This is a genomic window from Clostridium chromiireducens (assembly GCF_003575225.1).
Classification (GTDB): domain Bacteria; phylum Bacillota; class Clostridia; order Clostridiales; family Clostridiaceae; genus Clostridium; species Clostridium chromiireducens.
This window is the reverse complement of sequence record NZ_QXDJ01000005.1, coordinates 361205-382730: the sequence shown is the minus strand read 5'-3', so window position 1 is coordinate 382730 and position 21526 is coordinate 361205. Positions and strand designations below refer to the sequence as shown.

The window sequence follows — 21526 nt, the reverse complement described above, 5'->3', positions numbered from 1 at the left end:
ATCAGCCCTTCTCCTTTCTTGCCGCAGCTATAAAGAATGGAACTCCTATTAATGCTGTAAATATTCCAACTGGAGTTTCATAAGGATTATAAAACATTCTTGCAGCAATATCAGAGTAAGTTAAAATCACTGCTCCGAGGAGAAATGAACACGGTATATTTTTTCTATAATCTTCCCCTAAAGTTTTTCTTACAATCTGTGGAACTATGAGTCCAACAAAGCCAATATTTTTACCAACTGCAACTGCCGCTGCACACATTGGTATCATTACTAATAAAGTAATCAATCTTATTTTTTCTGGATTTTGACCTAGACTTATCGCTACATCATCTCCAAGGCTGAGTACATTTATCTTATTTGAAAGTAAAATGGCTATTATTAAACCACAGATTCCAACTACTGCCACTAACTTAGTATCTGCCCATGTCGCATTTCTAAAACCTCCAGCTACCCAAAATGCAATAAGCTGAGATTGATTTGATAAAAGCCCTGCAATAGTTGTAAGGGAAATAAAAAAGGTACTCATAGCAGTACCTGCTAAAAGTATTTTAGTGATTGAGCTATTATTGGCTTTCTTTAATATAAATCCTATTACTATAATTCCACTAAAAATTGCCCCAATTAATGAAGCTATCATAACATTTGTAGTATTTATTGAAATTCCAATAGCATAAAATATTGCAACAACTAGTGTAGCCCCCTGGCTTACTCCTAGAAGTGAAGGTTCCGCTATTGGATTTCTTGTAACTCCTTGAATCATTGCTCCTGTTACTCCTAGAATTCCTCCTGTAAGAAGTACACAAAATGCTCTTGGAATACGAACATCTCTAATTAACACAAGTTCAAGCTTTTCACTATAGCTAAAAATGCTTTGCCATATTTCTGAAATTCCAATCTGGGTAGCTCCCAGGCTTATGCCTAGGAATAACCCAATTATTAGAATAAAAATACTACAAACTATAAAGTTTATTGTATTTCTATTATTTTTTTTCATTTAACATCGCCACGATTTCATCTAAAAGTTTTTCTCTTCCTATTGGACTATATCCTTGATTAAAGTAAGGTGAAGAATGTAACGTAGTAACTTTTCCGTTTTTTACTGGTAACAGACTGTTCCAAATTGCATTACCTTCAAGAGTTTTTAAATCTTCATCTGTTGCAATAACAAATATATGATCTGCTTTAATTTGAGCTAATCCTTCATAAGTTACGACAGGTAAACTTATATCTGTTTGCTTTGGCATTCCTTCTGGTTTACTCAATCCTAAATCCTCATATAAAACATTACCAAAACCAGCTCCATCAAACACATAAAATTGACCACCGCTAGCTAAGAAAGAAAGATACGTTGTATTTGAGCCTTGAGTTTCTTTAATCTTATTTTGAGCTTCTTTTGATTTTTTATCATAGTTTTCTAACCATGTGTTTGCGGCTTCTTCTCTATTGAAAGTTTTTGCTAAAGTCTTAATATCTTCCTTCCAATTTAATGCGTCTAATTTAATCATTACTGTAGGAGCAATTTCTTTTAATTGATCATACATTTTTTCTTGTACTGTTGAAATTATAATCAAATCAGGATTTAAATTCATTATTGCTTCAACATCCATGGTATCTTGCATGCTGTAACCTAGGATTTTAGCATCCTTCAATGTATCTTCCAAATATGTAGGGAATTTTTTATAGTCATATGCATCACTATTAGCTGTTCCTACCACCTTATATCCTAAAATTGATAAAATATCACTATTACCACTCAAATCCACTATTCTTTCAGGCTTTGCCGGAATTTCTATCTCTCCCCTAACATCCGTTACTTTAACAGTTTTGTTTTCCTCTTTTACATTTGTAGTGTTTGTATTTGTACAACCAACAAAAAGCATTGATGTTATGCAGACTGCTAGAAGTTTTTTTAATACTGAAACTTTTTTCATTTTATATCTTCCTTTCAGAATTTCTATTTTATTCATTTCTAATCTAACGATTTTTATTGTATATGATATTCATTCTCAGTTCAATAGTTACACCAGATTTAATTATTTTTACATCTTATATAACTATTTTTTCTAGTATTATTGATATTGCTAAATTTCTCTTCCCAAATTATTTAATTATATTTAATGTTAATTTTATTACTATATAATAATAACTCAACTTTCCCATCATTAAACTAATGCGTAAAAGTTGAGTTATTATTTTAAGAGCCTTAGTGAAGTAATCAATTTGTCACATACATATTATAAATTAAATTTCGAAACCATTCCATTAAGAGCATTAGCCCCTTCTTCAGTTGAATTGATATTTTCAATTACTGAATTTGATCTGTTTACTACTTCAGCTGATTTTTGTGCTATATTAGTTGCTCCTGTCGCACCTTCATTTGCTGCTATTGTTATATTATCCATCGTTAGCACCATTTCTTTAATTGATGCTAGCAATTCCTCCGATGTCGCACTAAAGTCAGTTACTATTTTATTGACAGTATCTGCATCTCCTCTATATTGATCTGTGGCATTTAACATTATCTTATAATCATTGGTAACATCAGTTTCAACAAATTTAAGCAATTCATTTGAATTGTCACTTAAATTTTCAACGGAACTAGTAACTACCTTTGTTATTTCCTGAATCTTAGTAACTGTTGTCTTTGAATTCTCTGCAAGCTTTCTTATCTCATCTGCAACAACAGCAAATCCTTTACCTGCTTCACCAGCTCTTGCTGCTTCTATAGCTGCATTAAGTGCAAGCAGATTCGTTTGAGAGGTTATTTGTAATATTGAGTCAGCTAACTCATTAATTTGTTCCACTGCTTTAGATCCTAATAATGATTGTTCTAGCTTTACTTTTATACCGCTAAGGACTTTTAATGCATTATTGTATGAAAAAGTAAAACTGTTTTTTAATTCATTAGCCCTTATATTAATTTCATCTACTGTCTTTGATCCCAATAAAACTTTACTTGTAGTTTCATTAAGTGCTCTTTCAATTTCAGCTGACGATGCATTCAATTCTTCTGTTGATGCAGCTGTTTCCTCCATGCCTGCTGATACTTCTTCAGTAGTAGCAGAGATATCCTCAATTTCTTGTCCTAAATAATGCATATTTTCCTCTGTCATTCTAATAGCATTTCTTAATGAAGCTGTTTCATCAATAACTTTGCCTATAATGTTCCTAAATTCTGTTCTTACAGTTATTACATTATTAATGATTTCTCCAAATTCATCTTTTTCATTTAGATATCTTTCATAATCAGCATCATATTTCAAATCAAATTCTGCAGTTTTCCTTATTAAATTCACTGTAGCCATAGTTCTTCTTCTAACATTAATAATCAAATATATTCCTAATAAAGTAGAAAGACAAGTAGTAACAATAGAAATAATTTTTAGAGTAGTTTTTATAAATATTACATTATCATTACTTTCATTAATCATTTTAACACTGTAATCATCCATTATTTCTTCAATATCATTAATTCTATCTCTTGCCATGTCGAAACTTTTCATATATTCATTTTTATTAATCAATTCATTTTTATTTGAATCAAAAAGGCTTGACCAATTAGCAACATCCTTGTCAAAAGCATCAAACAACTCAACAATTGTTAATCCTGAATTCTTACTTTTTATATTCTCAAATTTAGTTTTATCACTGTATATTATATCTCTTGCTTTATGTACCCTTTCAATTGTTTGCTGACAGTTTTCTAAATAAGAATCTTTTGCTGACTTTAAGCTTTCCGAATCCTTTGAATCTTCCATTTCCTTCTCAGCAACTAATGCCTGATAGAAATCCCTATCCGCATTAATTAACCAGTACTCACTTTGATGTGTTTCCTCATATATGTTCTTTACTAGACTACTTTGAATTCTACTTATCTCTATACTAGAAATAACGGAAACTAACATCAAGGATATAACAGGTATTATTAAAGTCGCTGCCATTTTTACACTTAATTTAATATTATTTAATTTGTACTTTTTCACCTAATGATCACCCCTAAATTCTCATTTGTTTTCACTAATAAATGTTTCATATGCTTTTAAAATTGTTACTTTTATTATCGTATAATTTTAAATCCACTTTAACTTTTTTTACAATTTTAGTTTATTATCGCATGTTTCTTGTTATATTTAGTCAAAATATATCTTTTTTATAACTGATGTTCAATTTGTGCCTGTATGTACATAAATAGTTTTTTTATTAAAAATTCACTTTACAACAATTCATAATTAGTTTAGTATTTATATGCAATTTACCATCAATAAAATTAATTATTATCAATTTTAACTTAGTAAATGTACTTATTTTAGTATTTTCAAATTTCAATTAAGAATTAATTTCTTATATAGTAATTTCTCAACAGAAGGAGTATTTTAATGCTTGTACGATCTACTGAAGAATTTAAGGCTGCTGTTTTAAGAAAAATGAGTTTTGATAAATTTGTGACTGAAAACTATACTTTGTATACAAATAAAGATAGACCAGAACTTGGTTATTTAACTACTTACTCAAGAGCTGGCTATTATGAGTTAGGTATCGCAGATTATACTATTCCAAAGGATTTCTCTTTATCATTTGCTAATCCAGAACACATAATGCGTTTTGGGTTAGTTTATAAAGGAGTTACAGAATTTCAACTCGAAGATAGCCCTGTGTCCTCTTTTACCCCATCATCTTTCTTTGTTGTTGAGAAAGATTTAAAAGGACAGCAAAATTGGAAAAAGGGTCAACATTACCATGGAATAGAAATAACTATATATGAAAAATATTTTACTGATATTATTAAACCTAACTTTCCAAATATAATGGATTTTGATGCTTTTATAAAAAATTACACCTATATCTATCTGCCTTTAGAAATTACAGAGGTTATTCGTCAACTTCAAAGTTTAGCTAATAAAAATTCATTAAACGGTCTGTACTTAGAAAGTAAAATATTAGAGTGTATTGCCATTTTAATCAATGAGGTCACTAATTCTCCTGAGAATGCTTTTACTAACCAAATTAATTACGGAAACATTAATATAGGGAATAACAGAATAATAAAGCTAACTTCTTCTGATATAAGTGCTATTCAAAAAGCTCATGATATCTTATCAAAAAATTACTGTGAACCTCCTAGCATAGAAGCTTTAAGCAAGATGGTATTTTTAAATGAGCAAAAACTAAAGGCAGGATTTTCAAAATATTATCATATGTCAATTGGTGAATATACAAATCATATTAAAATGACCATTGCAGCAAATCTTTTGTCAACCACAGACTTAAGTATTGATGATATAGCTTCTAGGGTTGGGTACAATTATTCTGCCAATTTTTCAAAGATGTTTAAAAAAACTTACGGAAAAACTCCTCTAAAGTTTAGAAGGACCAAATAAGAAATTAGTCATCCGCTATATTTTTCTATTTTCTCTTATCTAAAACAGGACTATAAACAAAAAATCATGCTAATTTTACTGCATGATTTTTTATTGATTCTATATTAAATTATAATTCTTAATTTATTGTTATTTATTCTATGATAAATCTGCTTTACTAATCAAATATTTATCGTTCCCATAATTAAATCTTCGTTACTTGAACTTGTTCCAATGTACACCTCGTGTTCCATATGCTCAAGCTCCATTTGATTGTTCTCTTCATTAAAGTAACTTAGTTTCTCAACAGGACAAGCAATAGTCACTTCTTTTTCCTCTCCTGGCATTAATGAAACTCTAGAAAATCCTCTTAGAACTTTTATTGGGCGATCAATTGCTGAGTTTTTAAACCCAACATACATTTGAACTATTTCTGTTCCTTCTACCTTACCTGTATTCTTTATTCTGCAAGATGCTAATACCTCATTATTTTCGATTTTAAATACAGCTTCTGATATGTTGAAGCTTGTATATGACATGCCAAAGCCATATGGTAAAAGTGGTTTCACGCCTTCCTTTTCAAGTTTTGTGTAGCCATGATAATAATCATAATACTGAGATGTTGTATTCCATTCTACTTGCGGAAGTTCACTTTCTTTATAAGGAATAACAAATGGTAATTTTCCGCTTGGATTAACGTCTCCAAATAGTATTTCTGCTAATGCTTTACCACCTTCCATACCTGGGTAATATGCCATTATTATAGAACTTACATAATCCTTCCACTCCGTAATCATTATCATATTTCCACCGATTAATACCGCTATAGAATTACTATTTACAGGTCCAACAGCTTTAATTAAATCAATTTCATTTTGATGGAGACCCAATGAAAATTTACGGTCTCCTCCCATGGAACCAGTATAACCTTCTGCCTCATCCTCTGATACAAATTCACCTTCATCATTATAATCATAACCTACTACAAAGACAACTGCATCCGCCTCTTTAGCAAGCTGTTTCGCTCTTTCAGTATCATCTCCACTGTCATAAATAATATCTACCTCTGGTGCAACCATCTTTATTCCTTGAATTGGTGATATTACATATGGCGGACGTACCCAGCTTGAGCCGTGATCTCCAGTAGACTTTGACTCAGCTAATGACCCTAATACAAGCAATTTTTTCATCTTCTTATTAAGAGGAAGAACTTGTTCTTGATTTTGCAATAAAGTTATTCCTTTTCTCGCACTTTCTAATGCAAGTGAAATATGTTCTTTACACGCTAGCACTGAAGTATCAACATCTTTTTCCTGTGCATTTGTAAATGCTAGTAAAGTTCGAACAATGCGTAATGCTGAATCATCGATTTTTTCTTCTGATACTAAACCGTTCTTTACTGCTTGAAGAAGCTTATCTCCAAAATAAAGAGTATGAGCCATCTCAATATTTTGACCACCATTTGCAGCCTCAACTGTATCTTTAACTCCCCAATAAAAATCACTCATAACAAAGCCATCAAAATCCCACTCTTTTTTTAGAACTTCATTTAGCAAGTAATCATTATGTCCGCAATGAGTGCCCTTGTATAAATTGTAGGAACTCATAACACTTGCAGCTCCTGCTTCAATACAATCTTTGAAGTGTGCTAGGTAAACTTCCCTTTCTGTTCTTTTATCACATTCAACACTCACCTTAAAACGAGAGTTCTCCATTTGATTGAACGCATAGTGCTTAACGCATGCAATAACATCTTCCTTTTGTACACCACGTACTAATGCTGAGCCCATCTGTCCAAGATGAAAAGATTCCTCTCCATAAGTTTCTTGACTTCTTCCCCAGCCTGGATTATATGGAAGGTTAATACAAACGCCACCAAATAAATTACCGCCAAAAGCTCTTATCTCTTTTCCAATTGCATGTCCTATTTTTTCTTCCAGCTCATTATCGAAACTTGCTCCTCTTAACATCGGTACTGGAAAGCAAGTTGTCTTGGCTGCACCACATACTACTCCTCTAGGACCGTCACAAAATAGCATTGGCGGAAGTCCAACTCGCTTAATACCACCTGCAGGATATGGGATATAATTATAATGCTTGTTATCAGGATCTTCCTGAATATACTTTAATTCCTGCTCTAGACTTGTAGTTCCACTCATTAAAGAGATTTTTTCTTCTAATGTTAGACTTGAAACGATTTCTTTTGCTTTATCCGTATAGCCTAATCTATAATTTTTTGTGCACTTCATAAATACCGCCTCCCAAATTTATTAACAAAGTTATCTAAATCTTGATCTCAACCCCTTTATACTAATAGAAAACACTATTATGATAAGTAATCTTATAATAATGTTTCTTGTTCAAGGAACATTTTAACAAATTTAGTCCATTATTTATATATAATTTATTTCACTCTTCATATAAAAAAATGACATAATTATATAATGACAAATTTAAAAGACTCTAAAATTTGATTTCCAGTTAGAGTCTTCTTTAGAATTACATATTATCAATTGTCTATGTTAGGCTATATTCATGAATGTTCTTAAGTTTTAAGGCACTAAAGCAAAATTTCGATTATTAATAAAATCTAACAATCCTCTGCATCCTTCGTATATCTCATTATATGTTGTATCAAAATCTCCGCTATACCAAGGATCAGCAATATCCTTTGGAGTAGTCGTGAAATCCAAAAGCTTGTACACTTTATTTTCCCTATCTTCTTTTATAATCTTAAATATATTTCTCATATTCTTTTGATCCATTGCAACTAAATAATCAAATTTATTATAGTCTTCTTTTCTTAATTGTACGGAGCGCTTTCCTTCACAGGATATGTTATGCTCCATAAGTTTTCTTCTTGCTGGCGGGTAAACAGAATTTCCGATTTCTTCAGTAGAAGTAGCACAGGAAGCAATGTGAAAATTATCTAACATTCCTTTTTGTTTAACCATATTCTTAAATATAAACTCTGCCATTGGGGATCTGCATATATTTCCGTGACATACAAACATTACTTTTATCATAAAAACTCCTTCTATTAAAATTATTTTTATATTAATAATCTGTATTTTTTATTTTAATTTCTTTGATCTTTAAAATTATTCTAAAAGTATTAGTAAATTTTTTTGATAATTTATTTTTTACTGAATTTATTATATCATATTTTTAATTAAGGGTACCTAGCTTCTAATTCCTCGGTATAAATAAAAAAAGATAAAACTCAATTCATTTAAGTCTTACCTTTTTTTATTTTCATATATTTCTTTTTTCATTATTAACTGCATTCTATACTAATTAACCTTATATGAGAGTCATTAGATTAATAATATACATGATCAAACTCCTTCCATGAGAAGTTATTTAATGTGTATGATTGATTCACAAAATAAATGATATTTTTTTATCCTTTTCCAACTATTCCTTCTGTTTTTCCATGGCCTTTATCTTTATTATTAGGGAAACCAATTTCTGCTCCAACATCTGATTTAACAGTATTTGAACTTGTTCTTTTTTTAGATAATGAATTCTTATGTACTCCACTATTATTTAATGTCATTTGAATTTACCTCCCTTAATTATAATTTCTTTTCATTAATATATTAACCACTATACTGAATTATAATCGTAGAAATTTCATCAAAAGTTGCAACAAAAACATAAAAAAATACCGCTAGATACTTTTTATATTTATCTGTATCTAACGGCACAAAATCAAATTACACTTTTGCTCCATATTTTATTAATACATTTTCAGCTTTCTTATTTTTGCATAAATACAATGGTGTATGACCTACATTATTTTTTAAATTTATGTCTAGGCCAAAAGATATAACGACTTTTAAAAACTCTTCAAAAACATCTTCATCAGTGCAATTTAAATAATCATCATGCAAAAGAGTATTGTTATATTTATCAGTATGCTTGATATCTGCGCCATATCTAACTAGAAGATTAAAAAGATCTAAAGAATAGCTGAAATTACAATAAAAAATAGGAGTCTTACCTGATATATTTTCAGCATTTACATCAGACCCTTTCTCTAATAGTAATGTAACAGCATCCATTTTAGGTTTCACTCTTGCGCACACTCTATGTAGTGGTATTTCTTTCAAAAAGCTTTGATTACTATTAATATCAGCACCATTATTGATTAAAAGTTCTATTACCTCAAAATAATTTTTTTCACAGTTATCTATTGCAAAATGAAGCAGGCTTTTATTCTCATATTTTTCATTAACATTTCCGCCATTTACTATAAAATTTTTAAGTTCATCCAAATCCCCTTCTTTTATTATTCTTGAAATAGATTTTGGTTTTGAACCAAACAAAATCTCATGAAGTTTCATGATAGTTACCTCCAAATAAATCACTATTCGGCACATGGATGAAAATAATAGACCTTATATGCCTACGGCATCTTAGGTATACTTTTTCATAATTATGCCTTGTGTCTTAATTAATCATTTTAAATTTACCTACATGTCTTTAATTATTATACTTTCTTCTTTGTAATTATTCTATACATTTTACCATCCATTCCACGAATCTTTCAAAGTTATGTATTTATTAATTCCTATGAAATATTAAATTAAATAAACCTACGAAAATCCAAATTCTAAATTTTCGTAGGCTTTATAGCTAATAACTCTAATTATGTACTTTCTCTAGTCTAATCCATTAAATGCTGGGTAGGCTTGTTCACCATGTTCAGCTAAATCAAGTCCATCAGCTTCTTCTGCTTTGTCAACTCTAATATCCATAAACATTTTCATAACTTTTATAATTAAGAAAGTCATACCACCTGCAAATATTATTGTTATTACAATACTTATTATTTGTGCAATAAAAAGTTTAACATCTCCGTAGAAAAGACCATTCCATTGTGCTACAGGATTAATTGCAGTTTGTCCAAAAATCCCAGTTGCAATACCACCCCAAATTCCACCGATTCCATGACATCCAAAAGCGTCAAGTGCATCATCATATCCAAACTTAACTTTTACTTTTTCCACAGAGAAGAAACAAATTGGAGATACTAATGCACCCATTATAATCGATGCCCAAAGTGGAACAAAACCCGCTCCTGGTGTAATTGCGACTAACCCTACTACTGCACCTGTTGCTGCTCCAAGTACTGTTGGCTTACCATGTTTTACTTTTTCGATTAACATCCATGAAAGCATAGCTGCTGCTGCTGCAGTATTTGTTGTCATAAATGCGTGTACCGCAAGTGGACCGGCATTTAATGCACTACCTGCATTAAATCCAAACCATCCAAACCAAAGTAATGCTGCTCCAAGAACTACAAATGGTATGTTATGAGGTCTATATGACATCATCCCATGTCCACGTCTCTTTCCTAACATAATACAAGCTACAAGTCCTGAAATACCTGAACTTATATGAACTACATTTCCCCCAGCAAAGTCAACTGCTCCTAAAGAACCAATTAATCCACCAGCACCCCATACCATATGAGCCATTGGATAATATACTAAAAGTGACCACACAGCTACAAATATGAATAATGCTGAAAACTTTATTCTTTCTACCAAAGCACCCGTTATAAGTGCTGGAGTAATTATTGCAAACATCATTTGAAATGCCGCAAAAAGCTCTTGAGGTATAGTAGGTGCATATGCTGAAGGTTCCGCTCCTACTCCATTAAATCCTAAGAAATTAAGACCACCTATTATCCCGTGAAAATCATTACCAAAAGACAATGAATAACCTACTAAAACCCACATTATTGATGCTAGTCCACATACAAAGAATGAGGACATTAATGTATTTAAAGCATTTTTCCTACGAACCATTCCACCATAAAAGAATGCAAGTCCTGGTGTCATTAAAAGTACTAGTGCTGAACAAATCAACATGAAACTGCTATCACCAAAATTAATTTCCATTAAAAAGCCTCCTTAGATATATAAAATCTTTAAACAAAATTCTAGTTTTTCACATATAGTTTTATCTATTTTAAATTAATATTGATTTAAAAGTAACTGCGCATTACCTAAAAATAAGTTTGAAAATTCTTTTTACTGAACTCATTTACAACTATGATAAATTTTTTTCATAAAAAAAGCGGCATCCGAAAAATATACTTTTTTAAGTATCTTTGTCGAACACCGTCGTTCATATTTCATAGTATATTATCCAAATAGAATTTTGTCAACATCTTTTACATGAAAAAAAACAAATGATTATTTTATTCTCATAAGGATGTCCATTATATGAAATTTTAGATTAACACCATTCTCTTTTATTTATTACATAGATTTTAAATATAAGTGGATAATTTATATAGTACTGTACAAACTAATTCTGTAAAAATGCTATGCTAAGGAGGTATTTTAATGGCAAAGGATAGTCAACCAGATAATAAAACAGCGAGAATGGAAAAATGTAATTATCAAACTCCAATAACCGAAGAAGGTCATAACCATAATCCTAATGCAAAACATAAGTCTGTAAAGCAACAGGGAGTTAAAAGTCAACATTTTAATAGATTTGGTAATTAAGGTACCGAAAGAAAATAATAGACCACAGTTTGCTTGCATCTTTGGTCTATTATTTTTTTAATTTTGCCTTAATATTATAACTCTAAATTCAATGATTTTATTTAAGCAATAATGTCCTCTTTCCGCAGTAGTATACACATAAAACATGAAGTGCTCTGGTGCAAGCAGTATAAAGCAAAAGTCTCTCCTCTTCACAACTGTAATTTTCATCTCCTGCATTATATATAAGCACTACATCAAATTCTAATCCTTTAGCAAGATAAGCAGGGATCACTAATGTATCACTTACATATTCATCATCATCCTTCATTATTGCTCTAACCTTAATCTTATCTTTTAAGAAATTGTATACCTCAGTTGCTTCTTTTGCAGTCCTTGTTATGATACCAATGGATTTATATTTTTTCTTCTTATATCTCTTTACATCCTCAATGAGTCTTTCTTTTATAGCTTCTCTATCTGTAAATCCAATGAGCAACGGCTCATCTCCACTTCTTTCTACACATTCAACTGAAAGCTCTTTATTAAGAAGTCTTCTTGAAAACTTAGTAATTTCCATTGTGGATCTATAGCTTTTAGTTAAATTTATTATGCAGGTATTATCTTCAGTAAATATGTGAGAGATATTTTTATAATCTCCTACATTCATGAATGGGTTTATAGATTGATTTAAATCCCCCAGCATGGTCATACTAGCATGGTTAAAAAGCTGATAAAAAATTTCATACTGCAGTGGTGAATAATCTTGAGCCTCATCAATAATAACGTATTTAATTTCAGATGTTTTTGGAAGGTCGCCAAGTGCCCCTTTTAGATATAGAAGAGAGATCTGATCCTCATAATTGAGCATTCGATTATTTAATTTTTCTAAGGTATAGTTTCTTATCCCTCTAATTTCCCTCTCATTATATGAGATATTTAAATCTCTCAAGAAAAATTCCAGCTTCTCAAATAGCTTTTTATAAATAAACAATAAATCGAACTGTGTAATTTTATTTATTTCATAATAAGTATCTTTAAGTTCATCTCTTACCCTAGCTTTACTGTGTTCCATGACTTCAGATTTATCTAAATAAGAACCTGAATTCTTAAGCTCATCAGCCACTTCTTTTATTCGTTGTTCTTCATGAGGTTTTAAAAGAAATAAAATTCTCTCCCTTATCTTTTCAAATCTCCTTTTAAGTGGAAGCTGCACATAATCTTTGAAAAACAGTTTTTCTAAAGCCTGTGAAGAAATTACTAAACTTCCTCTAAATAAAATATTTTTAAAGTTCCTATTACTTTTTTCCTGGACGTTTACATATCCCTTTAAAAGTTCTATAAACTCCATTGAAGCTTTAAATTTTATATTGTTCCTTCTTATTTCATAGTCTGCTTCCTTCTTTGACCCTAAAATATATTCCATCATTTCGCTATAGTTTTCCTTATTAAATTGACTGCCTAAGGCTTTGTCCATATATTCCTTAAAGGTAGTCTGTGACATATTATCCTCTCCAAGTTCAGGTAATACACTCGAAATGTACTCATTGAAAATATCATTGGGAGAGAATATTACTATATTTTGAGGCGTTATTTTCTCTCGATATTTATATAAAAGATAGGCAATTCTATGAAGAGCTACAGAGGTTTTTCCGCTTCCAGCAGGTCCCTGAACAATCAGATTTTTATACTCCTCATTACGAATTACTTTATTTTGCTCTCTCTGTATAGTTGTTACAATGGCCTTCATCTTATTATCGGTACTTTTACTCAACATATCCTGTAATACTTCATCGTCTATCTTAAGATTGCTGTCGAACATATACTCAATTTTACCATTATTAATTTTATACTGCCTTTTTAGTGTAAGTTTCCCCTCTACTGTTCCTTCAGGACATTTATACTCCGCTTCTCCAATTTCGTAATCATAAAACATGCTGGAAATTGGTGCTCTCCAGTCATATACCAAAAAATCAAAATTATCATTAATAAGATTTGATATTCCTATATAACACTTTTCAGCCCTATCCTCTCCTTTTTCATTAAAATCCATTCTTGCAAAATAAGGTGACAAAAGTACTCTTTCGTATTTTTCCTCAAGCTTTCTTGTGAACTCATGGCTTCTCTTTTGTATTTTCATAGCATTAATAGACTGCATAAAGTCTACAACCTGTTCTAATCCATTACCTATAGAAACGGAGCCTACATTTTCCCATAACTCTCTTTGCATTTCAATTGTGTCACGCCTAAACTTTTCTCTAGAATTACGCTTTTCTTCAAATTGTTTTTGAGCTTCTTTAAGCACCTCCTGCAGCCATTCATGTTCAAATTTCCATTCAAAGTCATTATTGTTCATAATATTTCACTCCTTATAATTAATAATTCAGTAAAATTATTTTCAAACTCTGTTGACATTGCTTTTTCGAAGGTGTATAATATAATTAGAGATATTTTATTATACAATGTACAAAAGCGATATCTAACTTATTGTATCGTTTTTATTTTATTGTGTCAATAGTAAAGACATTTGTCATCATACAAATGTCTTTTTTGTTATATATTAGCTTCATCATATCCAAATCAAAAAACAAAATCATTTTTTAGATTATAGATATAACCATTCTCTATACCATAAACTAAGACCCACAAAAATCTAAAATTTAGATTTTCATGGGCCTCTAAATAGATCTGAGCAAAACTTTTAAAGCTCACAAATAATATAAAATTATTTTATTACATTCTCTTATTACTCTTAATAGTGCTTTTTATAAAAGAAAAGCCTATGTACTATGGACTAGAAAATAGCCCAGCCCCGTTTATGATTTCCTGTTCTGTAAACAAGCTTAAGACAGCTTCATTATATTCACCTATATTTTGTGCACTTTTTATTCTTTTAATATATTTTTTATTGTCTGAAAAAATGTAACTCATATACCCAAATAGTTCTTTCATTCTATTCATTGCAAATATATCTTCATTAAATAAATTTATATAATTATTTAAAATCTCATCATGAAAATCTTTTAATACTTTTTTATCCATATTAGTATTATTTTTTATCGTATCTATTAATCCTGGATTTGCTAGTATACCTCTTCCACTCATTATTGTCTTTACTTCTGGAAAAGTTTTTATTAAATCATTATGATCGTAAGCAGTGAAAATATCACCATTATAACATACTGGATTGGTGCTTAAAGACAATGCATCCTTAAATACTTTTAAATTAGGTTTATTTCCATAAAAATCTTTTTGTGTCCTTGGATGAATAATTAATTCTTCTATAGGATATTTATTGTAAATTTTTATCAACTTATAAAATTCTTCTGGTCTATCTTTTCCTATTCTAGTTTTTATAGAAATTTTCATATCATCTATTTTAAATATTTCATCCAAAAACATATCCAGTTCTTCTCTTTTGGCTAAAAATCCTGACCCTCTATTTTTCGAAACAACTATTCCAGCAGGGCAGCCTAAATTTAAATTCACCTCATTATAACCTAACTTTTGTAATTTTCTAGAAGTGGTAATAAAACCTTTTGAATCGTTAGTAAGTATTTGAGGTATTATATTAATTCCTTTATTATTTTCAGGCAAAACATCTTTGAACTCTTTAGTATTAAGATTTTTGCTTTCATTTGGAACAATAAAAGGTGTAAAATATTTATCAATATTATTAAAAAATCTCCTATATGAGTTTCTATATACGTATCCAGTTATTCCTTCCATTGGTGCTAAGTAATATTTCATTTAGTAACCCCTTTAATAAATAATTTAAAAAACAAAATCTTTTAAGACATTATTTAATGTTTGTAATGCTTTTAATACAAATTTTAAGATATAAGGTAAAAAGAACGATGCTATTAATACTGAAGCTGCTAAAATCAATATATTGTAATTCATAGGTTGTCCTAACTTAACCTGATATAAGTGTATCGCTCCTGCAGATATTGACCCAACGATTAATAATTTAGTTGCTATCCATGAAATTATATTTATAATCTGTAATAATGCTATCACTACTGTTAAGACAGCTATTAATGGCAAAAGCAATATCTTAAATGGCAGCATAATTAAATTTATTGTTGATTTAGTATTACTTTTAGATCTTTCTTCAACTGATTTTTGCTTCCTTACCTGTTCTTCTTTTTTATCATTAAATTTATTTTTCTTATATACATTTTTCTTTTCTTTATTTTGTGGAACTACTTTTTCAGTGAAATTATTCTTTTTTCTATTAGAAGTTCTTCCTTTTCTTTTTGAATTAACTCCATCAATATAATTTTTACTTTTATCATCACCCTCTAGTACTTTTTGAACTTCTTGTGGATTTATAATTAATGTTTTGTTTTCGTCAGTTAATTGATTTTGCTCTAAACTACTCAAGGCTTCATATGCCTCATCAAAAATATTTAAAAATTGATTAAGTCGTTTCTCATTAACTACTTCTTTTTTTAATTTTTCTACTTGCTTTTCATAAGCTACTTTTATTTCTTCTTTTGATGCATTTTGTTCTACACCCAATATTTTATAATAATCTGTCATTTCTTCTCTCCATTAAAACTAATTAGGTAATATACTATTTATTTCCTTAGTTAAATTCTATTAATTCTTAAATTCTTACACTGAAAATTAAAAATAATTTATAAAATGTCCTTAATTTTCACACCTATATTTTTACTCTATTATATTCTACAATAAAACTTGATCTATTTCTTATGTTAACACATAGAAAAATCACCTTAAAGTGCTTTTATAATACTTTAAAGCGATTATCCTTATTATTTTCTTATAAAGTTTTTATTGTTTCTATTTACTTAAAAAATAATTATAAAATCAAAATTCTACTGCGCGTTTAATATATCCTCAATCATACCTTTTAAATTCTTACCTTCTTCAAAGTCTGGATCTAAAGCAATAGATTTTTCTGCATACTCGAGTGCTTTATCAATTTGCTCAAGATTATAATAACAAAGTGCAATTTCATAATTCGTTTCAGGACATTCACCATAAAATTCTAAGGATGATTCAAAGAATTTCAGAGCATCCTCATCATGACCTAGATATCCTAATATTGAACCAAAATGATATCCTAAATCTCCTTCTTCACCAATTGGGAAATAATACTCCCAAACTTTGTTGATAGCATCAATAAATTCATCTTTGGGGAAGTCTTCTTCATTTGGTATTCTTTCAAGTAATATATTATATAATTCAAGTAAGGTTCTTGAATCCCATACCGTAAATCTTAAGAATGTCAAAAGTTCTTTGGTAGTTAAAGATTTACTTAAAGGCATAACTGCTTTTTTCATAATATAGAAATCATCTGGTCCTATGGTTTCAATAACTTCGTTATAAGCCATTGAAGTCTCTATAAGATCCTTATCATTCTTACTTAATAAAAACAGCGATACATTTATATTTTCATGTTCATATATGCTATGTATGGCTTTTCCGCCGAGCTCCTTAAAATATAACTCTATAGCATGGAAGTTTACTGTCATTGAAATACATCCATGTTTCGATAAGTATGGGTGATAGTTTTTATGCATAGCTTCTTCATTTTTATAACCTTTGTCAGCAGATATTAATATTACGTCATCGTTAAATAACTTTCTTAATCTTGAGATACATCTTAATCCAATTATAGGCATGTAAAAGGCTGTATCCTCCAATGAATATTTATAATGCATCAGAACATTATTAAAATTATTATCTTCGTAATAGTCATTGCCCTCAATTTGTTCATCTGTGTAATAATAATCCAAACCTGCTAAGATTGATTTATCATTAGGATCACCTTTTTCTTCTGGAGAAGTTATTGTAATTAAGCCTTCATAAATTTTCCCATCGTTAACGTAAAAAGTATCTTGAGGAAGACTATCAAAAGTATAATTAGCAAATAAAATTAAAGGATTTTTCATTTTACCACTTGATAGAACTTCACCGCTATGTCTAAGCCTAATCTCTTCATCATTAGCTATGTCAAATGTTGCACAGTCAAGTACTCCTGATTCAAAATAAGGCTTTAAAAAACTGTGGCTTTGCCAATATTCAATATTTCTCTCAGCAAAATCTGTTACTATATATTTAAACTTTATCCCTTTTAGAGAAGAATTTTCAATCATATGTAAAAATCTTTTTAGAAAAGTATAGGTAAATCTTCCTACCCCTGCTGCAAGCTCCATTATGTATATAACAGTATCTTTATCTGTATCTTCCCTTGCAACATAATCTCGTAAGTATCCAAAGACAGTTTTAGCATATTGGTTTGCAATATAGGGATTTGTTGTTATATATTGAGGTACAATCCCTTTAATCCACGCCTCTGGCCCTTGATTTGCAAAAAACTCCGTTTGTAATTTCCACAACATGGACTGTGATAATGGCTTTTCAGCCTCAACTATAGCACCTTGACTCTCATTGACTTTTGAATTAGAAATCCTGGTAATACTATATTTTTTATTTTTTTCTGACAAAATAATTCCTCCCTAAGTGTAGTACATCAATTTCAACTAAAATATCATTAACAAACTGATTATACTATTGTAATTACATTATGTATAGGCATTTAGCATAATAAAAGAACTACGTAAAAACGTAGTTCTCTTCATAATCTTAATTTCAAAACTCTCTTAATCTTATTATTATATTTCTCTATTTGCCCTCTGCACATTTTCCATAATCCAAAGTCTTCTCAGCGGGTTTAACTAATGATTTTTCTTGCCACTTACCCTGCCTGTACCGTATCACACTTGCTATAGCTGTAATAGTCCAAGTAAGTCCACTAGTTAACCATAGGCTCCAAACGCCTAAAAAAGGAATCATAGCAAGGCTACTTGAAAATCCGACTCTTCCGATTACTTCCACAAAACCATTAATCATAGCATAAAATGCATCTCCTGTACCATTTAAAACTCCTCTAGTAACATAAATCATTCCAAGAGAGAAATACGCACAGCTAGTAATCTTTATTGCCTTTTCACCAAGATTTATTACAGCTTCATCTGTAACAAATACTTCCATAATAGCATGTCCACCAAATTGTGCTGCCAAAAGTGCTAGCATACTAAACCCAGCTACTATTAAAATGCTTTTATGGTATCCCTTTTTAACTCTATCAAGTTTATTAGCCCCCATATTCTGACCTGCAAATGTGGACATAGCAGCACCTAAAGAATTGAAAGGCTGTTGTATTAGCTGCTCAACCCTGCTGGTGGCAGTAAATGCCGCAATGGCTGTCTCCCCAAAACCATTTACAACGCTCTGCAATGCCACTAGAGACACTGCAATCAATGAATTCTGCGCTGCTACAGGAACACCTATCTTTATGCATTTAGTAATAATTGACTTGTCTATTATCCAGTGTTCTTTTTTTAATTTGAAGTATGGGTTCTTAAGCAATGCAAAGGTTAAGCACCCCAAAGCAGCACATGCCTGAGAAATGACTGTAGCAAAAGCCGTACCTGATACACCAAATCCAAATTTTAAAACTAAAATCAAATCCAAAACAACATTAACTGCACAAGAAACAATTAAAAAAATAAGAGGTGTTGTTGAATCTCCTAAAGCTCTAAGTATAGCGGCTATAGCATTATAAGACCCTACTGCTATCATTCCTCCTGATGCTATTCTTAAAAATGCTACGGAATCATTTAAAATTTCAGGCGGCGTATTTAAAAGCTGCAAAACCTGACGTGCAAAAACAACTCCTATTATACTCATAATTATCCCTGATGCTCCAATTACATAAGCTGAATTAGCTATAGCTCTTTTTACTTGTTCTTCTTTCTTAGCACCAAAATATTGTGAGATAATAATACCTATTCCAACTGATAATCCAAGGCATACTGAGAAAAAAAGAAAGCTTAACGAACCACAAGCACCTACTGCTGCTAAAGCATTAGCACCAACATACTTTCCTACTACAATAGAATCAATTAAGTTATAAAATTGTTGAAATACATTACCGATAAGCATCGGCCAAGTAAACTTTATAATATGGGAAACTTCATTCCCTTTTGTCATATCATGTATGTATTTTATTGACATAATTAAAAACTCTCCCTCTTTTGTTTTCTTCAATACTACATGTATTTAGCAAATTAGGCTAGTAAAATATTAACACAATATGGACATATATTGCAGTACATGTTATATTTTTTATATTCTATTGAATTCAAAAAGCATATTACATTCTGTCTTCCACCAAAACTTTTAAGGCTAATATTTTCTTTGACTCTATGTAATATTTTATTGCTTTCCATGTATTAATAGATATATAAAATAATCGGAGGTCTTTATGTACCCTTTTTTCGAAGCAAATAAATCTGGAGACCAAAATTTTTTTAGTTCGAAAATTTTGGACAATTTCACTTTTCCACCCCATCTACATCCATATGTAGAGATAGTATATGTTATTGAAGGCTCCATAGAAGTCACAATAAACGATTTTTCACGCTCCCTTAGCGTAGGCGAGGCTTCCGTGTGCTTTCCTAATGATATACATAGTTTTAATAATGAAGAATTCTCAAAAATCTTGCTATTTATTTTCTCCCCTGACCTTACTGGCAGTTTTTTTGGTACACGAATGGATAAGACATTGGAAAATCCCTTTATGTACAAGGCTACCATTGATGAGGGAGTAAGCTCCCTTTTATATATGCTACATGATGAATTCATAAAATATAATAACAAATATGTTGTTAAAGGCCTTTTGTATACAATACTCGGAAAACTTGAGCCTCATTTTACCCTAAAGAATAGCAGTCATTTTTATAACATTACAATTCAAAACCTGCTTAAATACATCGAGGTTCATTACCAAGAAAAAATTTCATTAGAAAGTATAGCTAAAGATTTAGGCTTCAGTAAATTCTATCTCTCAAGAATCTTTTCCAACAAAATCGGCTTCCAGTTTAATGATTATGTAAACAGACTACGAATAAATAAAGCTCAAAAGCTGCTTAGTGAAACAGATCTTCCAATCACAGTAATAGCTTTGGAGTGTGGATTTGAAAGTCAGAGAAATTTTAATAGGATTTTTAAAGAGCTCACGTCCCTTACTCCAACTAAGTTTAGAATCACATTATCCAATCCTTAATTCTATTTATAATTTATAACAAACAAAAAAAGATAGTCCTACGACTATCTTTCCTAATTACCTCGCAACGTCCTACTCTGCCACACAGTCTCCCATGCAGTACCATCGGCGCTATAGACCTTAACTTTCCTGTTCGGAATGGGAAGGAGTGTTACCTCTATGCCATCATCACGAGATGCTAGTTCATTCCAAATCTCTGATTTTGTCTAATGAACTGTACACCAACGAACGAATGTGAGTTAGTGTTTCCTTTAAAAAGAAACTTTAATTCGAACTATTAATTTGGTTTTCAGTATTCACATACTTGAAAGAAAATTGTTCTTTCAAAATTAAACAGAATAAATACTTAAGTAACCTTTGAGTAAGTATTTTATATTTTAATACATACAATGATGTATTTGTACTAGTTAATCATAATGTTAACTAGATTTCTCCATAGAAAGGAGGTGATCCAGCCGCAGGTTCTCCTACGGCTACCTTGTTACGACTTCACCCCAATCGCTGACCCTACCTTAGGTCGCTGCCTCGCTTTCGCGTTAGCTCACGAACTTTGGGTATTG

General features: G+C 30.5%; 16 protein-coding genes, 2 rRNA genes and 1 pseudogene (1 of these 19 only partly in view). 4 read left to right on the top strand and 15 right to left on the bottom strand.

Annotated features, from left to right (window positions below; genetic code table 11):
* Position 1: 1 nt before the first annotated feature.
* The 3 genes from D2A34_RS20345 to D2A34_RS20335 form a co-directional block, all read right to left on the bottom strand.
* Positions 2 to 994 (bottom strand): FecCD family ABC transporter permease, encoded by a 993-nt coding sequence (locus D2A34_RS20345; protein ID WP_079440406.1) that lies wholly within the window; start codon positions 992 to 994, stop codon positions 2 to 4.
* On the bottom strand, positions 981 to 1931 hold the full coding sequence (locus D2A34_RS20340) for an ABC transporter substrate-binding protein (protein WP_119367813.1): 951 nt from the start codon (positions 1929 to 1931) through the stop codon (positions 981 to 983). The genes D2A34_RS20345 and D2A34_RS20340 overlap by 14 nt, the downstream gene beginning before the upstream one ends.
* Positions 1932 to 2234: 303 nt before the next feature.
* On the bottom strand, positions 2235 to 3983 hold the full coding sequence (locus tag D2A34_RS20335; protein ID WP_079440404.1) for a methyl-accepting chemotaxis protein: 1749 nt from the start codon (positions 3981 to 3983) through the stop codon (positions 2235 to 2237).
* A 393-nt stretch (positions 3984 to 4376) separates the two neighbouring features.
* Between D2A34_RS20335 and D2A34_RS20330 the strand changes: the two genes are divergently transcribed.
* Positions 4377 to 5378 carry a helix-turn-helix domain-containing protein gene (locus D2A34_RS20330; RefSeq protein ID WP_079440403.1) on the top strand — a complete coding sequence of 334 codons (1002 nt, stop codon included), beginning with the start codon at positions 4377 to 4379 and terminating at the stop codon, positions 5376 to 5378.
* Between the two features lie 161 nt (positions 5379 to 5539).
* Here D2A34_RS20330 and D2A34_RS20325 read toward each other — a convergent pair whose 3' ends face one another.
* From D2A34_RS20325 to D2A34_RS20310, 5 genes are all read right to left on the bottom strand, one after another.
* Positions 5540 to 7606 (bottom strand): beta-glucosidase, encoded by a 2067-nt coding sequence (locus tag D2A34_RS20325; RefSeq protein ID WP_079440402.1) that lies wholly within the window; start codon positions 7604 to 7606, stop codon positions 5540 to 5542.
* Positions 7607 to 7909: 303 nt separating this feature from the next.
* The gene (locus tag D2A34_RS20320; protein ID WP_119367812.1) at positions 7910 to 8383 is read right to left on the bottom strand and encodes a low molecular weight protein-tyrosine-phosphatase; all 474 of its coding nucleotides are present in this window, start codon (positions 8381 to 8383) and stop codon (positions 7910 to 7912) included.
* A 377-nt stretch (positions 8384 to 8760) separates the two neighbouring features.
* A complete protein-coding gene (locus D2A34_RS26885; RefSeq protein ID WP_169896797.1) occupies positions 8761 to 8916 on the bottom strand; it encodes a hypothetical protein in 156 nt (51 codons plus the stop codon).
* A 160-nt stretch (positions 8917 to 9076) separates the two neighbouring features.
* Positions 9077 to 9706 carry an ankyrin repeat domain-containing protein gene (locus tag D2A34_RS20315; RefSeq protein ID WP_079440400.1) on the bottom strand — a complete coding sequence of 210 codons (630 nt, stop codon included), beginning with the start codon at positions 9704 to 9706 and terminating at the stop codon, positions 9077 to 9079.
* 318 nt (positions 9707 to 10024) lie between these two features.
* Entirely contained in the window at positions 10025 to 11269 is a 1245-nt protein-coding gene (locus tag D2A34_RS20310; RefSeq protein WP_079440399.1) for an ammonium transporter, read from the bottom strand.
* A 450-nt stretch (positions 11270 to 11719) separates the two neighbouring features.
* On the opposite strand from D2A34_RS20310, the gene D2A34_RS26880 reads away from it, so the two are divergent.
* Positions 11720 to 11884, top strand: a complete 165-nt coding sequence (locus D2A34_RS26880) for a hypothetical protein (protein WP_169896796.1) — start codon at positions 11720 to 11722, stop codon at positions 11882 to 11884.
* A 97-nt stretch (positions 11885 to 11981) separates the two neighbouring features.
* Here D2A34_RS26880 and helD read toward each other — a convergent pair whose 3' ends face one another.
* The 5 genes from helD to D2A34_RS20285 form a co-directional block, all read right to left on the bottom strand.
* On the bottom strand, positions 11982 to 14219 hold the full coding sequence (helD, locus tag D2A34_RS20305; RefSeq protein ID WP_119367811.1) for an RNA polymerase recycling motor HelD: 2238 nt from the start codon (positions 14217 to 14219) through the stop codon (positions 11982 to 11984).
* 431 nt (positions 14220 to 14650) lie between these two features.
* On the bottom strand, positions 14651 to 15613 hold the full coding sequence (locus D2A34_RS20300) for a tRNA dihydrouridine synthase (RefSeq protein WP_119367810.1): 963 nt from the start codon (positions 15611 to 15613) through the stop codon (positions 14651 to 14653).
* A 24-nt stretch (positions 15614 to 15637) separates the two neighbouring features.
* On the bottom strand, positions 15638 to 16408 hold the full coding sequence (locus D2A34_RS20295) for a J domain-containing protein (RefSeq protein ID WP_079440396.1): 771 nt from the start codon (positions 16406 to 16408) through the stop codon (positions 15638 to 15640).
* A gap of 299 nt (positions 16409 to 16707) precedes the next feature.
* Entirely contained in the window at positions 16708 to 18342 is a 1635-nt protein-coding gene (locus D2A34_RS20290; RefSeq protein WP_079442410.1) for a tetratricopeptide repeat protein, read from the bottom strand.
* A gap of 178 nt (positions 18343 to 18520) precedes the next feature.
* Positions 18521 to 19915 (bottom strand): MATE family efflux transporter, encoded by a 1395-nt coding sequence (locus D2A34_RS20285; RefSeq protein ID WP_119367809.1) that lies wholly within the window; start codon positions 19913 to 19915, stop codon positions 18521 to 18523.
* A gap of 250 nt (positions 19916 to 20165) precedes the next feature.
* Here D2A34_RS20285 and D2A34_RS27345 point away from each other — a divergent pair.
* A pseudogene (locus D2A34_RS27345) lies at positions 20166 to 20378 on the top strand (cupin domain-containing protein); the annotation flags it as partial.
* A gap of 75 nt (positions 20379 to 20453) precedes the next feature.
* On the top strand, positions 20454 to 20966 hold the full coding sequence (locus D2A34_RS27340; protein WP_243128379.1) for a helix-turn-helix transcriptional regulator: 513 nt from the start codon (positions 20454 to 20456) through the stop codon (positions 20964 to 20966).
* A gap of 59 nt (positions 20967 to 21025) precedes the next feature.
* Here the strand turns inward: D2A34_RS27340 and rrf are convergent.
* Together rrf and D2A34_RS20270 are read right to left on the bottom strand one after the other, a co-directional pair.
* Positions 21026 to 21142 (bottom strand): 5S ribosomal RNA (gene rrf / locus D2A34_RS20275).
* Between the two features lie 263 nt (positions 21143 to 21405).
* Positions 21406 to 21526: ribosomal RNA gene (locus tag D2A34_RS20270) — 16S ribosomal RNA — on the bottom strand (it continues 1426 nt past the right edge of the window).